18 protein-coding genes are annotated in these 14,736 nt (G+C 70.1%); 8 read left to right on the forward strand and 10 right to left on the reverse strand.

What is annotated here, in order from left to right; translation table 11 throughout:
- Nucleotides 1-80 precede the first annotated feature (80 nt).
- The 5 genes from ABZS61_RS25560 (at nt 81) to ABZS61_RS25580 (ending at nt 4,373) form a co-directional block, all read left to right on the forward strand.
- On the forward strand, nt 81-1,106 hold the full coding sequence (locus ABZS61_RS25560; RefSeq protein WP_356425676.1) for a 6-phosphofructokinase: 1,026 nt from the start codon (nt 81-83) through the stop codon (nt 1,104-1,106).
- Nucleotides 1,107-1,217: 111 nt separating this feature from the next.
- Complete coding sequence (locus ABZS61_RS25565) at nt 1,218-2,168, forward strand: cytochrome c oxidase assembly protein (RefSeq protein ID WP_356425678.1); 951 nt, start codon at nt 1,218-1,220, stop codon at nt 2,166-2,168.
- A gap of 66 nt (nt 2,169-2,234) precedes the next feature.
- Nucleotides 2,235-2,393, forward strand: coding sequence for a hypothetical protein (locus tag ABZS61_RS25570; RefSeq protein WP_351178871.1), 159 nt, complete (start codon nt 2,235-2,237; stop codon nt 2,391-2,393).
- Between the two features lie 154 nt (nt 2,394-2,547).
- Entirely contained in the window at nt 2,548-3,258 is a 711-nt protein-coding gene (locus ABZS61_RS25575; protein ID WP_329213463.1) for a lysophospholipid acyltransferase family protein, read from the forward strand.
- 65 nt (nt 3,259-3,323) lie between these two features.
- Nucleotides 3,324-4,373, forward strand: coding sequence for an NAD-dependent epimerase/dehydratase family protein (locus ABZS61_RS25580; protein WP_356425683.1), 1,050 nt, complete (start codon nt 3,324-3,326; stop codon nt 4,371-4,373).
- A 70-nt stretch (nt 4,374-4,443) separates the two neighbouring features.
- Here the strand turns inward: ABZS61_RS25580 and ABZS61_RS25585 are convergent, their stop codons facing one another.
- The 8 genes from ABZS61_RS25585 to ABZS61_RS25620 form a co-directional block, all read right to left on the reverse strand.
- Nucleotides 4,444-6,021, reverse strand: a complete 1,578-nt coding sequence (locus ABZS61_RS25585; RefSeq protein WP_356425686.1) for an alpha/beta hydrolase — start codon at nt 6,019-6,021, stop codon at nt 4,444-4,446.
- Between the two features lie 150 nt (nt 6,022-6,171).
- Nucleotides 6,172-6,957, reverse strand: a complete 786-nt coding sequence (locus ABZS61_RS25590; RefSeq protein WP_356425689.1) for an urease accessory protein UreD — start codon at nt 6,955-6,957, stop codon at nt 6,172-6,174.
- Entirely contained in the window at nt 6,954-7,631 is a 678-nt protein-coding gene (ureG, locus tag ABZS61_RS25595) for an urease accessory protein UreG (RefSeq protein WP_356425692.1), read from the reverse strand. Before ureG ends, ABZS61_RS25590 begins: the two co-directional genes overlap by 4 nt.
- Before the next feature lie 34 nt (nt 7,632-7,665).
- Nucleotides 7,666-8,331 (reverse strand): urease accessory UreF family protein, encoded by a 666-nt coding sequence (locus tag ABZS61_RS25600; RefSeq protein WP_356425695.1) that lies wholly within the window; start codon nt 8,329-8,331, stop codon nt 7,666-7,668.
- Between the two features lie 17 nt (nt 8,332-8,348).
- Entirely contained in the window at nt 8,349-10,070 is a 1,722-nt protein-coding gene (locus tag ABZS61_RS25605) for an urease subunit alpha (RefSeq protein ID WP_356425698.1), read from the reverse strand.
- Nucleotides 10,063-10,374, reverse strand: a complete 312-nt coding sequence (locus ABZS61_RS25610) for an urease subunit beta (RefSeq protein ID WP_356425701.1) — start codon at nt 10,372-10,374, stop codon at nt 10,063-10,065. Before ABZS61_RS25610 ends, ABZS61_RS25605 begins: the two co-directional genes overlap by 8 nt.
- A 15-nt stretch (nt 10,375-10,389) precedes the next feature.
- Nucleotides 10,390-10,692 (reverse strand): urease subunit gamma, encoded by a 303-nt coding sequence (locus ABZS61_RS25615; protein WP_356425704.1) that lies wholly within the window; start codon nt 10,690-10,692, stop codon nt 10,390-10,392.
- Nucleotides 10,693-10,828: 136 nt separating this feature from the next.
- Complete coding sequence (locus tag ABZS61_RS25620; RefSeq protein WP_356425707.1) at nt 10,829-11,458, reverse strand: TetR/AcrR family transcriptional regulator; 630 nt, start codon at nt 11,456-11,458, stop codon at nt 10,829-10,831.
- 106 nt (nt 11,459-11,564) lie between these two features.
- On the opposite strand from ABZS61_RS25620, the gene ABZS61_RS25625 reads away from it, so the two are divergent.
- A complete protein-coding gene (locus ABZS61_RS25625) occupies nt 11,565-12,563 on the forward strand; it encodes an ABC transporter permease (protein WP_356425711.1) in 999 nt (332 codons plus the stop codon).
- A gap of 74 nt (nt 12,564-12,637) precedes the next feature.
- On the opposite strand, the gene ABZS61_RS25630 is transcribed toward ABZS61_RS25625, so the two are convergent.
- Both ABZS61_RS25630 and ABZS61_RS25635 read right to left on the reverse strand, forming a co-directional pair.
- Nucleotides 12,638-12,928: a type II toxin-antitoxin system Phd/YefM family antitoxin gene (locus ABZS61_RS25630; protein ID WP_356425714.1), complete on the reverse strand. Its 291-nt coding sequence runs from the start codon at nt 12,926-12,928 to the stop codon at nt 12,638-12,640.
- Nucleotides 12,929-13,265: 337 nt separating this feature from the next.
- Nucleotides 13,266-13,400, reverse strand: a complete 135-nt coding sequence (locus tag ABZS61_RS25635; RefSeq protein ID WP_356425717.1) for a hypothetical protein — start codon at nt 13,398-13,400, stop codon at nt 13,266-13,268.
- 383 nt (nt 13,401-13,783) lie between these two features.
- Between ABZS61_RS25635 and ABZS61_RS25640 the strand changes: the two genes are divergently transcribed.
- Nucleotides 13,784-14,422 (forward strand): ATP-dependent Clp protease proteolytic subunit, encoded by a 639-nt coding sequence (locus ABZS61_RS25640; protein ID WP_356425720.1) that lies wholly within the window; start codon nt 13,784-13,786, stop codon nt 14,420-14,422.
- 5 nt (nt 14,423-14,427) lie between these two features.
- Nucleotides 14,428-14,727 carry a hypothetical protein gene (locus ABZS61_RS25645; protein WP_356425724.1) on the forward strand — a complete coding sequence of 100 codons (300 nt, stop codon included), beginning with the start codon at nt 14,428-14,430 and terminating at the stop codon, nt 14,725-14,727.
- Nucleotides 14,728-14,736: the final 9 nt, after the last annotated feature.

The following is a 14,736-nucleotide window of genomic DNA, read 5'->3' on the forward strand; positions in this document are numbered from 1 at the left end:
CTTGCGCCGGTAGGGTGGCGGGGATCCAACCGGACGACGTGGTCCGGTCGTCGGCCCACGTTGCAAAGGTTTCCCGGGCAATGCGAATTGGTGTGCTCACCTCCGGCGGCGACTGCCCCGGCCTGAACGCCGTCATCCGTTCCGTCGTGCACCGCGCGGTGGTGGACCATGGCGACGAGGTCATCGGCTTCCACGACGGCTGGAAGGGCCTCCTCGAGTGCGATTACCGCAAGCTCGACCTCGATGCGGTCGGCGGTATCCTCGCCCGCGGCGGCACGATCCTCGGCTCGTCCAGGGTCCAGCCGGCCCACCTGCGTGACGGGGTGGAACGGGCCAAGGGCCATGTCGCCGACCTCGGCCTCGACGCGATCATCCCGATCGGCGGCGAAGGCACGCTGAAGGCGGCCAACCTGCTCTCCGAGGCGGGGCTGCCCATCGTCGGCGTGCCGAAGACCATCGACAACGACATCGCCTCCACCGATGTGACCTTCGGTTTCGACACGGCTGTCGGTGTCGCGACGGAGGCCCTCGACCGGCTGAAGACCACGGCCGAGTCGCACCAGCGGGTGCTCATCGTGGAGGTCATGGGACGGCACACCGGCTGGATCGCGCTGCACTCCGGCATGGCGGCCGGCGCGCACGCCATCGTGGTTCCCGAGCGGCCCTTCGACATGGACGAGCTGACCGCGCTCGTCGGGCAGCGTTTCTCGGCCGGCAAGAAGTTCGCGATCGTCGTCGTCGCCGAGGGTGCGAAGCCGCGCGCGGGCTCCATGGAGTTCAACCAGGGCACCAAGGACATCTACGGACACGAGCGCTTCGCCGGTGTGGCGACGCAGTTGTCCATCGAGCTGGAGCAGCGCCTCGAGAAGGAGGCGCGCCCGGTGATCCTCGGTCACGTCCAGCGCGGCGGCACCCCGACCGCGTACGACCGCGTCCTGGCCACCCGGTTCGGCTGGCACGCGGTGGAGGCTGCTCACCGCGGTGAGTTCGGCATGATGACGGCGCTGCGCGGCACGGACATCACGATGGTCCCGCTGGCGGCGGCCGTGGAGACCCTGAAGACGGTCCCCGCCGAGCGCTACGCCGAGGCCCAGTGCGTGCTCTGACCGACACATAGGTCCACGATCCGCCCCCGCCCGCAACCGCGGCCGGGGGCGGTTCTAGTCTGGACCGGACAACCGGCACGAATCGGGGACGCCCCCGGCGGGAGTGAACAGATGGATCACAGCGGGCACGGCATGAACATGGATCTGCCGCCGTTCACGCTGGGACGCGGGCTCGAACTCTCCGCGGACCCGTTCTTCCTGGCCGGCTCCGTCGCCGCACTGGCTCTCTACGGGTACGCGGTGCTGCGGCTGCGCAGGCGCGGCGACGGGTGGCCGGTCGGCCGGATCGTCTTCTTCGTCGTCGGCGTGCTGTCCGTCGCCCTGGTGATGTGCACCAAGCTCAACGACTACGGCATGGTCATGTTCAGCGTGCACATGGTGCAGCACATGGTGATCAGCATGCTGTCGCCGATTCTCCTGCTGCTGGGCGCCCCGGTGACGCTGGCACTGCGGGCGCTTCCTGTCGCGGGGCGTGACCGTACCGGCCCGCGTGAACTGCTGCTCATGCTGCTGCACAGCCGCTACATGAAGATCGTCACGCATCCGGCGTTCACGATCCCGCTCTTCATCGCCAGCCTGTACGGGCTCTACTTCACGCCGCTGTTCGACTTCCTGATGGGGTCGAAGCCCGGCCACCTGGCGATGATGGTGCACTTCCTCGGCGTCGGCCTGGTGTTCTTCTGGCCGATCATGGGCGTGGACCCCGGGCCGCACCGGCCGGGCTATGTGATGCGGATGCTGGAGCTCTTCGCGGGCATGCCGTTCCACGCGTTCTTCGGTATCGCCCTGATGATGGCGAGCGGACCGATGGTGGAGACGTACAAGACGCCTCCGGCATCCCTCGGCATCGATCCGCTGAGCGATCAGAACTGGGCGGGCGGCATCGCCTGGGCGTTCAGCGAGATCCCGTCGGTGCTGGTCCTGATCGCTCTGGTCTTCCAGTGGTACCGCTCCGAACAGCGGACGGCAAAGCGTGCGGACCGGGCGGCCGACCGCGACGGCGACCGCGAGCTGAACGCGTACAACGCCTATCTCGCCTCATTGCAGGCGCGCGGACAGTAGCGGCGGGCACGCCTGTGGGGTGACCATGGCTTCAACGGCCGTGCGGCCGATGAGGAGCGTGCGCTCATGTCCGGATCCACGAAGATCATGGGAGTGCTTACCGTCGGGGCGCTGGTCGCGGTCACGGCATACACGGTGGCGCTGGGGAGCAACGGCTGGCTCTGGTTCGGCTGGGTGGTCCTGGGGCTGGCCACCCTGGGAATGGTGGCCACCCGCGACACCTGACGTCGTCCGTGTCGCACAGGGCAATCGGTGGTGCCGCGCATGACCGGTGGGGCCTGGCCGCAGGCGACCACACACGCTGATCGGCGATGTGCGAGGTTGTCTCCTGTGGCCTGGCTGAACACGGTCACCAGCCCGATCCAGAGTGGGAGAGATCTTGTTCTATTACGTCCTGAAATATGTCGTGCTCGGACCACTGCTCCGGCTGGGGTTCCGGCCCCGTATCGAAGGACTGGAGCACATTCCTGCCGAGGGTGCGGCCATCGTCGCAGGCAACCACCTGTCGTTCTCCGACCATTTCCTGATGCCCGCGATCATCAAACGGCGCATCACGTTCCTCGCGAAGGCCGAGTACTTCACCGGCCCCGGCATCAAGGGCAAGCTCACCGCGGCCTTCTTCCACAGCATCGGGCAGATTCCGGTGGACCGATCGGGCAAGGAGGCCGGTCAGGCGGCGATCCGTGAAGGGCTGGGGGTGCTGAGCAAGGGTGAGCTGCTGGGGATCTACCCGGAGGGCACCCGCTCGCACGACGGGCGCCTGTACAAGGGCAAGGTCGGGGTCGCCGTGATGGCGATCAGGGCCGGCGTCCCGGTCGTCCCGTGCGCGATGGTCGGTACGTTCGAGATCCAGCCGCCCGGGAAGGTCGTGCCGCGGATCAAGCGGGTCACCATCCGCTTCGGCGAACCCCTGGACTTCTCCCGCTACGCCGGGCTCGAGGACCAGAAGGCGGCGATCCGCGCGGTCACCGACGAGATCATGTACGCCATCCTCGGCCTCTCCGGGCAGGAGTACGTCGACGAGTACGCGGTCAAGGTGAAGGCCGCGCAGGCGGAGCAGTCCAGAAAGTTCCCTCGGCGGCAACGCTGAGCGTGGAGTCTGCTCCTGGCAGATCTCCCTGGTCCGGCGTCGTGGCGCCCCGTAGCGTCTCCCGTATGAGCAGAGGACGAGCGTTCGTACTGGGCGCCACGGGGCAGGTCGGCCGGGCCGCCGTGCGGGCCCTGGCGGAGGACGGCTGGGACGTGACGGCGGCATCGCGCGGGGGCGGCCGGGACGGTACGTGGGGGTCGGACGTCCGCAGCGTGTCACTCGACCGTGAGGACGAGGGGGCGCCGGCCGCCGCGCTCGGCGACGGCTGGGACGTCCTGGTCGACATGGTGGCGTTCGACGGCGCACACGCCCGGCAGTTGACCGGGCTCACCGGCCGTATCGGCTCGGCCGTCGTCATCTCCAGCGGTGCGGTCTACGAGGACGACCGGGGACGCGGCTTCGACACCCAGAGCGAGCCCGACGGCGCTCCTCACTATCCCCTGCCGATCCCTGAGACACAGCGCACGGTCGCCCCGGGCGACGCGACGTACGCGACACGGAAGGTCCAGCTGGAGCAGGAACTGCTCGCCGCCGGCGCCGAACTGCCGGTGACGCTGCTGCGGGCGGGCGCGATACACGGGAAGTACTGCCGGACGCCGCGCGAGCTGTACTTCGTCAAGCGACTGCTCGACGGACGCGGGCGGCGGGTGCTCGCGTACGACGGGATGTGCCGCTTCCATCCGGTCCATGTGTCCAACCTTGCCGAGCTGATACGTCTCGCCGCGCTGCGGCCGGCCTCGCGGGTGCTCAACGCAGGGGATCCACAGGCGCCGACCGTCTCCGAGATCGGCGCGGCCATCGACGACGTGCTGGGCCGGAAGACCGAAACGGTCCTGGTGGCGGGTGCCCCTCCCGAGGGCCACGTCGGCGAGACGCCGTGGACCAGCGCTCATCCCATCGTCTACGACATGGAGCTCGCCGAGCGCGAGCTCGGCTACGTGCCGGTGACGGACTACGCGGATTCGCTTCCGGAGACCGTCGAGTGGCTCGCGTCCGAGCTGCGCGGGCGGGAGTGGACGGAAGCCTTCCCGAAGATGGCGCGGAACTACGGCGAGGCCCTCTTCGACTACGCGGCGGAGGACGCCTGGCTCGAGCGGTCCGACCGCAGGGCCTGAGCCCGGTCGGCGCAGCGGGCGGCCGGTTGGATCTCCGGCCGCCCGCTCGCTCACGTCAGATGACGGACGCTCACGGCTTCGGTGTGGCGTGCGGGGTGCACGTCACATCACGCGGGTCGGTCTTCCCGGTGAGCAGGTAGGTGTCCACCCGCTCGTTGACGCAGGGGTTGACCAGGCCGGTGACGCCGTGCGAGCCGGCGTCCTTCTCGGTGATGAGGCGGGAGCCCTTGAAGCGCTTGTGCAGTTCGACGGCGCCCCCGTACGGAGTGGCGGCGTCACGCGTGGACTGCACGATCAGCACGGGCGGCAGGCCCTTGCCGGTCCTGACGTCCAGCGGGGTCTGCTGCTTCGCCGACCAGGTCGCACAGGGCAGGTTCATCCAGGCGTTCGCCCAGGTCATGAACGGGTTGTCCTTGTGCAGCCTGGTGTTGTCACGGTCCCACTTCGACCAGCTGGTGGGCCACTTGGCGTCCGCACACTCGACCGCCGTGTACACGGCGTTGCCGTTCTCCGAGGAGGCGTTGCCCTTGGTGTCCGACAGGTCGGGGGCCGCGGCGTCGATCAGCGCCTGGGTGTCGCCGCCCAGGTAGTCGCTCCAGATCTGGGCGGTGGGCGCCCAGGCGGAGTCGTAGTACGGCGCACCCTGGAAGAACCCGATGAGCTCGGCGGGGCCGACGACCCCGCCGATCGGGTCCTTCTTGGCCGCCGCGCGCAGCTTCAGCCACGCCTGCTCGACCTTCTCGGGCGTGTCGCCGATGTGGTAGACGGAGTCGTTCTTGGCGACCCACGTCTTCCAGTCCTGCCAGCGCACCTGGAAGGCGACGTCCTGGTCGAGGTTGGCCTCGTACCAGATGTTGTCCTTCGAAGGATCGACCACGCTGTCGACGATCATGCGGCGCACGTGGTCCGGGAAGAGCGTGCCGTAGACCGCGCCCAGGTAGGTGCCGTAGGAGACGCCCAGGAAGTTGAGCTTCTTCTCGCCGAGCGCGGCGCGGATGACATCCAGGTCGCGCGCGGTGTTGGGCGTGGTCATGTGCGGCAGCATGTCGCCGCTGCGTTCGGCGCAGCCGTCCGCGTACTCGGCGGCGAGCTTGCGCTGCGCACGCTTGTCGGCCTCGCTGTCGGGTACGGGGTCCGCCTTCGGGGCCTTCACGAACTCCTGCGGGTCGATGCAGGAGATCGGAGCCGAGTGCCCGACACCGCGTGGGTCGAAGCCCACGAAGTCGTATGCCTTCGCCGCATTCACCCAGAGCGGGTTCTTGGTGACGATGCGCCTCGGGAACGCCATACCGGAGCCGCCGGGGCCGCCGGGGTTGTAGAGGAGCGCGCCCTGGCGCTCGTCCTTCGTGCCCGTGCTGACGTGCCGGTCGACGGCGAGCTTGATCTGCTTGCCGTTCGGCTTGGCGTAGTCGAGCGGCACGGTCACCCAACCGCACTGGATGGGTGTGGCGATCGCCCAGTCGGCCGGACAGTCCGTCCAGTCGATGCCTGCTCTCGCCGCACGGGCCGCGGCGACCTGGACGCCGCGCGCCTCGGAACCGCCGTGATGACGACCGTCGGCACTGGCTGCCGGTGCGGCTATCGCCCCCGCTATGAGCGTGCCCGCGATCAGAGTGCCGGCCGAGCCGAGCACTGCTGTGCGTCTCAAGTGGAACCTCCCCCTGTGTGATGCGCCCGCTGGTGGCGCAGGTGTTCGTATGTCCAGCGGATCCTTTCGTCTGTGGGGTGGCTGAGAACAGGGCGTACGCATGTTTCTTTACCGAACCAATAACCGGTGACTGCGTCCCGCTGAGCGGACTCAGGCCCCGTTCCAGGCCTTGAGCCCGTCCAACAGCCCGGCGAGCGCCTCGTCCAGGACGCCACGCAGCAGCCGCGCGTCGGCGGCGAGCGCTGTCACCAGGACGGCGGGACCGGCCAGCGGGGCGAGCGCGGCAGTGAGTCCCAGAAGCCGGGGTTCAGGCAGGTCCTCCTCGAACGCCGGGTGGACGACGAGTAGTTGTCCCACCGCCCGGTGACCCCCCAAAACCGCCGCACCGTCCCATCCGCCGGGTGCCCCGGGCCCGTACCCCAGCTGCTGGTCGAACAGCGGACGGCCGGCCCGGCGGACCGTCAGACGGGTGGTCAGGCTGCCGGTGACCTCGCCGTGCCGGCCCAGGATCTGTTCCTCGCGCAGCACCAGACGTGCGGAGGAGGCGAGTTCGACCCGGGTGCTCTGGTCGAGCTCGCTGCCGTACGCGGAGATGAGCTGCTCGGGGAGCCAGCGGAGTTCCGCGCCCTCCCCCACGCTCAGCCGCAGGTCGTACGAGGCGCGGCCCTCGTCCGGACGGGCGCCGGGGAGTGCCACGGTGGCCGCGGCGGAGTCCACGGCCAGCCGCGCGCCGTCCTCCGCCCGCGCCTCGATGGCGAGGCGGTCGCCGCCGAGCGGCGCGCTCATCGCTCCGACCACGGTGACGCGGGCGCGTCCGGGCTCCGGTGATCTGGTGCGGCGCAGGGCCAGCGGTCCTGCGCTCTCCAGCACGGGGAGCACGGTGGAACCGCGCCCGTCGGGGACCGCGGTGATGCGAGCGGTGGCCTCGATGCTCATGCGGTCCAGGCCGCGAGCTGCGCCCGCACCCATTCCGCGACGGGTGCCACGCCCTCGGCGGAGGTCAGGGAGGTGAACACGACGGGGAGTTCACCGCGCTGCTCGGCGGCGTCGCGGGCCATCCGGCCCAGGTCGGACCCCACGTACGGGGCGAGATCCGTCTTGTTGATGACGAGGAGGTCGGCGGTGGTGACCCCGGGGCCCCCCTTGCGCGGGATGTCGTCGCCCCCGGCCACGTCGATCACGAAGACCTGGGCGTCGACGAGTCCCTTGGAGAAGGTGGCGGTGAGGTTGTCGCCGCCGGATTCGACGAGGATCAGGTCGAGCGGCCCCACGGAGTCCTCCAGGTCCTCGACGGCTTCGAGGTTGGCGGAGATGTCGTCGCGAATGGCGGTGTGCGGGCAGGCGCCGGTCTCGACGGCCTGGATGCGCTCGGGCGGCAGCACGGCGTTGCGCAGGAGGAAGGCGGCGTCCTCGCGGGTGTAGATGTCGTTGGTGACGACGGCGATCGACAGCCGGTCGCGCAGGGCGCGGCACAGGGCGGCGACCGTCGCGGTCTTCCCGGAACCGACCGGTCCGCCGAGGCCGATGCGCAGGGCGCGCCGGGTGCCGTCGGGGCGTGCGGCGTCGGCGCTGACGGCTGCGGGGCCGCTGTGGGTGTGGTCGAGGTGCATGGAGTGACTCCTGGTGGTGGCGGGTGTGGAGTTCTCAGGACGCGAACAGCCGGACCGGCCAGGCCGCGTGTGCTTCGGCGGTGATGTCGAGCAGCGGAGCAGAGGCGGCGGGCAGTGCGTCGATGCCCTCCAGGGCGGCTGCGGCAGCCTGTTCGGCGACCCGGTCGAGCTCGGGCGCGAGCCGGGCGAGGACGGCGGTGGCCTGGAAGGGGTCCAGCGAGAGCAGCCGGACGACCGCGGTGGCCGGACCGCTGACCGCTTCGTACACGGCGCAGTGTGCGGCGTCCTCGGGCCCCAGGCCCGCCGCGCGTGCGGTGAGGCCGAGGACGACGGGCTGGTGGGCGCCCCGCGGCCGGGCCGCTGCGAGCGCGGCCAGTTCAGGGCTGGGCCAGGTTGCCCGCGCAGCCCGCATCAGCTGGCGGCCGAGCTTGCGTGCGACGGCCCGCAGCGCGGGCGAGGGCGTCCGGGCGTCGGCGGCCTCGTCGAGCGCGAGCGGGTCGAGGCCGTGGGCCGCCGCCGCGGCAAGTGCGGCCGACGTCAGCCCGGTGGTATGGAGCCGGCCCAGGCAGAAGCCCGCCAGGTCCTGGGCGTTGCGGATGCGTCCCGCCTTGACAGCCGGCTCGGCGCCACCCGAGTGGGCGTGGCCGCCGGCGGGGAACCGGCCGTCGGCGAGGACGAGCAGTGCGGCGCGTGTCGTCATGGAGTGCCGACCCGCCCTCAGAAGAGGAAGTAACGCTGGGCCATGGGGAGTTCGGCTGCCGGAGCAGGTTCGACCCGCTCCCCGTCGATGGTGACCGCGAAGCTGTCGGGGTCGACCTGGACCCGCGGCATGGCGTCGTTCTCCCGCATGTCCGTCTTGGTGACACCGCGGGTGCTGGTGATCGGCACGAACGCCTTGCCCAGTGCCAGCCGGTCCGGCAGCCCGTCCTCGATGGCGGCCGCGGACACGAAGTTGAGGGAGTTTGCGGCGGGCGCTCGCCCCACGGCACCGAACATCGGGCGGGGCATGACGGGCTGTGGGGTGGGGATCGAGGCGTTGGCATCACCCATCTGCGCGTATGCGATCTGACCGCCCTTGATCACGGTCTGCGGTTTGACGCCGAAGAATGCCGGGTCCCACAGCACGAGGTCGGCGAGCTTTCCTGTCTCGACCGAGCCGATCTCCCGGTCCAGGCCCTGGGCGACCGCCGGGTTGATCGTGTATTTGGCGACATAGCGACGAGCCCGGTGGTTGTCGGCGGCCCCGTCGCCCGCCAGGGAACCGCGCCGCCGCTTCATCACATGGGCGGTCTGCCAGGTACGCAGGACCACCTCCCCGATCCGTCCCATCGCCTGGGAGTCGGAGGAGATGATCGAGATGGCGCCGAGGTCGTGGAGGATGTCCTCGGCCGCGATGGTCGAGGGCCGGATCCGGGACTCGGCGAAGGCCAGGTCCTCCGGCACGGTGGGGTTGAGGTGATGGCAGACCATCAGCATGTCGAGGTGTTCATCGATCGTGTTGACGGTGTGCGGCCGGGTCGGATTGGTGGAACTGGGCAGGACGTACGGCTCCGAGACCACGCTGATGATGTCAGGGGCGTGCCCGCCGCCGGCGCCTTCGGTGTGGTACGCGTGAATGGAGCGGCCGGCGATGGCGGCGAGGGTGTCGGCGACGAATCCGGCCTCGTTGAGCGTGTCCGTGTGGATGGCCAGTTGCGCGCCTGTCTCCTCGCAGACGCTCAGGCAGGCGTCGATGACGGCGGGGGTGGCGCCCCAGTCCTCATGGATCTTGAACCCCAGCGCTCCGGCGCGCAGCTGGGAGTGCATGGCCTCGCGGGACATCGTGTTGCCCTTGCCGAGCAGGCCGATGTTGACGGGGTAGCCCTCGAGGGCCTCGAACATCCGGGCCAGGTGCCAGGGCCCCGGGGTGATCGTGGTGGCCTTGGTCCCTTCCGCCGGGCCCGTGCCTCCGCCGACGAGCGTGGTGATGCCGGAGGAGAGCGCCTGGTCGACGAGGGTCGGGGAGATGAAGTGGACATGCGCGTCGATGGCGCCCGCGGTGATGAACTTGCCGTTGCCCGCGATGATTTCGGTCTCGGGGCCGATGACCAGGTCAGGGTGGACGCCGTCCATCGTGTCGGGGTTGCCCGCCTTGCCGATGCCGGTGATCCGGCCGTCGCGGATACCGATGTCGGCCTTGACGATGCCCCAGTGGTCGATGATGACCGCGCCCGTGATGACCGTGTCGGGTGCTCCCTCGGCGCGGGTGGTGCGCGCCTGGCCCATCGATTCGCGGATCACCTTGCCGCCGCCGAACACCGCCTCGTCACCGGCCCTCCCGGGGCCGCCCGAACGGTCCTCCTCGATCTCGACGACGAGATCGGTGTCGGCGAGCCGGATGCGGTCACCGGTGGTCGGCCCGAACAGATCGGCGTACACGGCGCGGCTGAGCTCAGGCATCGAGGGAACCTCCGGTTTCGCCGCGCAGCCCGGGGACGGTGCGCAGGCCTGCGAGCGGGACGAGTTCGACGTCGACCGGGACACCGGGCTCGAAGCGCACGGCGGTACCCGCTGCGATGTTCAGCCGCAGCCCGTGCGCAGCTCGGCGGTCGAAGTCCAGACCGGGGTTGGCCTCGGCGAAGTGGTAGTGCGAGCCGACCTGGACGGGCCGGTCGGCAGCGTTGAGGACAGTGATGCGGGTGACGGGGCGCCCCTCGTTGAGCCGCACCGCGCCTTCCGCGTAAAGGATCTCTCCGGGAATCATCCGGCCGCTCCCCCGTCAGACGATCGGATCGTGGACGGTGACGAGCTTGGTGCCGTCCGGGAAGGTGGCTTCGACCTGGACGTCGTGGATCATCTCGGGGATGCCGTCCATGACGTCCTCGCGGGTGAGTACCTTCCTGCCGGAGGCCATCAGCTCGCCGACGGTCCGGCCGTCGCGCGCGCCCTCCAGGAGGTGGGAGGTGATCAGAGCGATCGCCTCGGGGTGATTCAGCCGCAGCCCGCGCGCCCTGCGCTTCTCGGCGACATCGGCCGCCACATGGATGAGCAGGCGTTCCTGTTCGTGCGGAGTCAGTTGCACGCTTCCACCTCTTCGTCTTCCGCCCGGGACCGGCCCGGGCGCAGCGGGACCCTATCCCCGTTCAACACTCTGTTGAACGATGAAGCGGATCGCGCGGCCAGGTATTGCACGTTAGGGCGGAAGTTTTTCCGGCGCGTTAACTGATCTTTTGCAGATCCATGGACATCAGCCCGCGCAGGCCGCTTTCGAGGACTTCCGGGCCGACGTCGCCGAACATGGCCAACTGGGCGATGTACCCCTGGGCGACGGCGATCAGCGTGCGGGCGACGTGCTCGTCCGGCACCTCGGCGGTGAGCACGCCGGCCGCGCGGTACACGCCGACCAGTTCCGCCCAGGCCACGCGCAGACCCGCGTACGCCTCACCGAGCGTGACCGCCAGCCGCTCGCTGCGCAGGGTCTCCGACCACACCTGGACGATCAGCCCGGCATAGGCCCTGCGGTCCAGCCCGCCCGCCTCGTCCACCCCTTCACCGAAGAGGGAGCGCGCCACTCGGCCGATCAGGACGTCGGGAGTGGGCGGCGGGCTGTCCCTGGAGGCCTGCTCGAAGGCTCGGCGAACGCCGCCGACCGCCTCCCCCGCGATGGCCGCGATCAGGTCCTCCTTGCCGCTGAAGTAGCGGTAGACCGCCCCCGCCGACAGCCCGACCTCTTTCAGGACGTCCTGCATGGAGGTGCCGTGGAAGCCGTCACGGGCGAAGGCGCGTGAGGCGCCGTCGAGGATCTGCCGGCGGCGGGCGTCGAGGTGTTCCTGGGATACACGGGCCATGGGGTCAATCTAAAACGAACGTTCCTTCTTGACAAGGCACCGGCTCGGCCTGACAGTGGGAAAAAGCAAAACGAACGATCCTTCTCTTTGAATCGAGGCAGTCGTCATGCCCGGACAGAACCGCCGCGCGGTGGCGGTCATCCTGCTCGTACCTCTGATGGTGACGCTCGCGCTCTGGGCCTTCTCATGGCCCGCCGCCCGTTCAGCACCTCGGGACCTGCCCGTGGGCATCGCCGGCACCGCACCGGCGGCCGACCGGTTGCAGGAGCAGCTCGAGCGGCGCGAGGGCGCCTTCGAGATCCACCGCTACGACGACGCGCCCGCCGCCCGCGCCGCCATCGAGGACCGGGTCGTATACGGCGCCGTGGTGGCCACGGAGAAGGGCCCACACCTGCTCACCGCGTCCGCGGCGAGCCCGGTCGTCTCCCAGCTGTTGCGCGAAGCGGTCGCCGCCGCCGCCCCCGCGGGCACCACGGTGCCCGTCACCGATGTCGTCGCCGCACCCGCCACGGATCCCCGTGGGGGCGCGCTGGGCGCGAGCATTCTGCCGTTGGCCCTGGCGGGAGTCGCCTCCGGGGCGGTGGTGACCCTCATGAAGCTGCGTGGCGCCCGTGCCGCCGTGACACTGACCGGCGCGGCCGTGCTGGTGGGTGTCGCCGCCACGGCCGTGGCCCACAGCTGGCTCGGCGTGATCACGGGCGACTGGTGGGCCGAGGCCGGCACCATCGGACTGACCGTGGTGGCGATCGGCGCGGCCGTGGCGGGGTTCGCCGCACTGATCGGCACGCCGGGCATCGGACTGGGGGCCCTGCTGATGGTGCTGCTGGGCAATCCGTTCTCCGGGGTTACCAGCGCCCCCGAAATGCTCCCCGAACCGGTCGGCATGATCGGCCAGTGGCTCCCGCCGGGCGCGGGCGGCTCGATGCTGCGCTCCGTGGCGTTCTTCGACGGAAGCGCAGCAGGCGGGGCCATAGCCACCCTGGCGATCTGGGCCGTGCTCGGCCTGACCGCCGTCCTTGCCGGCGGCCGCACACGCCCAGGGAACCCCGACCTCGACCACGCCGAACCCTCCGAGCGGAATCCCGCGCCCGCCCTCGCGGGCTGAGCGGCTCCGCCGGTACCACCGTGCACTCTCGCCGTAGCGGACGGGGGTGCACGGCTTCTGTCGTCGCGCCGCCCTCAGTCGGTCGCCCCGCGGTCGTCCGGGCCGCGGTGCTCCGCGGCGATACCGAAACGGCGGCGTTCGGCCGGAGCGGACGTCATGGAGCCGATCGAGGACACCGTACGAACGATCTGCGCCTCGGCCGCCGCCTCGTCGCTCTCGAGTCGCTGCAGGTCAGCCGCCGACACCAGGGCCACGAGCGGCTTGCCGTGCCGTGTCACGACCACTCGCTCACCGCCGTAGACGACGCGGTTGATCAGCTCGGCGAGCTCTGCTCGGGCTTGCGTCACCGGAATCTCGTAGGCCATGGCTCCCAGCTTAAGGCGCGTATCCCACGGCCACGGAGTCCGTGTGGCAGCAGAAGAGCCCAGCTCCGAACAGGGCTGGGCTTCTTCGTGCGTGCGGTGGTGAGACACGGCACGCACGAAGAAGCCCAGCAGCCGCCGGCACACACCCTGGGGAACCTCGAAGCAGGGCGGCGCCGCTCCTGGATAGCGGCCGAGGCCGAGCAGGTAGCGGCGGCGCGCAACGGAAGGCGAGGGGGCCACGTCAGCGTGTACCCCTCGCTGTGCTGAAGACCGAAGGCAGTAATTGGCGGCACCGGGCCCGCAGACCGCGAGCCCGGCATGATCCGGACGAGGGGCCTTAGCCAGGGCACTTCTCGGGCTGGCCAGGGGCGTCGACGTGGCGGACACGTGCGGCCTGGTCGTGGCGGGCCGGAGAGACGGCGATGGTGCCGCCGCACTTCGCGCAGACGGTGGTGGCATCAGCCTCAGACATGGAACCGACCTTTCGTGTGGGGTATCTACGCCCCCTAGTTCACCCGGCGGACGACGGGCAGCTGTGCTCTCCAGGAATGCTCAGCGTGTCGCTCACATCCCGGTGACGGGCTGTCATCCCACGGGCCTCGTCGAAGCAGCAGTCGAGTGAGTGGGAGTTGTCCGCCCAGCCGGACTTCCGGCGTCGGGGTTGACGGTCGGCGGGTTGACACACATGCGAGCGTTCTCAGCCCGCCATGTGAGGGCTTGTCAGATCTTGTCCCTCGCCGATAGCGAAACAGCAGGCGCCCTGTTGCTTCCCCCCGGACCCCTGGGCCATAGTCCCCATCAGAACTTCTGTACGTCCTGTACATTTTTTACGGACTCCAAGGAAGAGGCAACGCCGTGCACCGCCCCGCCGCCCGCTACGTACTGCCCGAGTTCACCGAACGCACCTCGACCGGCACCCGGACGCTGGATCCGTACTCGAAGCTGCTCGCCGAGCGGATCGTCTTCCTCGGCACGCCCATCGACGACACCGCGGCAACCGACCTCATCGCGCAGTTCATGTACCTGGAGTACGCCGAACCCGACCGGCCGGTCTCCCTCTACATCAACTCGCCGGGCGGCTCGTTCAACGCCATGGCGGCTGTTTACGACACCATGCAGTACCTGTCCTGCGAGGTGGAGACCTTCTGCCTCGGCCAGGCGGGCTCCTACGCCGCCGCGCTGCTCGCGGCCGGCGCACCCGGCCGCCGACATGCTCTGCCCGGTGCCCGGGTAGTCATTCAGCAGCCGGCCCTCCTCGACGAGCCGGTACAGGGCCAGCCCTCCGACCTCGAGATCCAGGCGCGCGAGCTGATGCGTGAGCGGGAGTCGCTCACCGCGATGCTGGCCCGTCACACGGGGCGTTCCGCACAGGACATCGGCTCCGACCTCGAGCGGGACACGATCCTCGACGCCCCGGCCGCCCAGGCGTACGGACTGGTCGACCACATCATGGAGAACCGCACACCGAATCGGCCGCCACACCCCGCGAGGTGATCCCGTTGCTCTCCCCCCAGCTCCCGCCGCTCCCCGCACTGACCCGCGCCGAGGGAGAGTTCATCGACTGCTACCTGGAGGTGCTCGACCAGGTCGGCCGGATCAACCCCGCCCGGGGCAGCGACACCTACGGAGCGCTCCGGGCCGCCCAGGCGCTGGCCTCACGGGCGACCGCCCTGCGCGATGCACTCGCGCTGATGCACGAGCGGGGCGAAACCCAGATCCATGCAGCCACGTTGGCCCGTGCGTTGCGGGTGCTGGACGGGGAGCGGCGTGCGGGCAGGGTCACCGTGCCGCCCGCATGAGCGGGTTGA

The sequence above is a fragment of the Streptomyces sp. NPDC005566 genome (assembly GCF_040605575.1).
Taxonomy (GTDB): Bacteria; Actinomycetota; Actinomycetes; order Streptomycetales; family Streptomycetaceae; genus Streptomyces.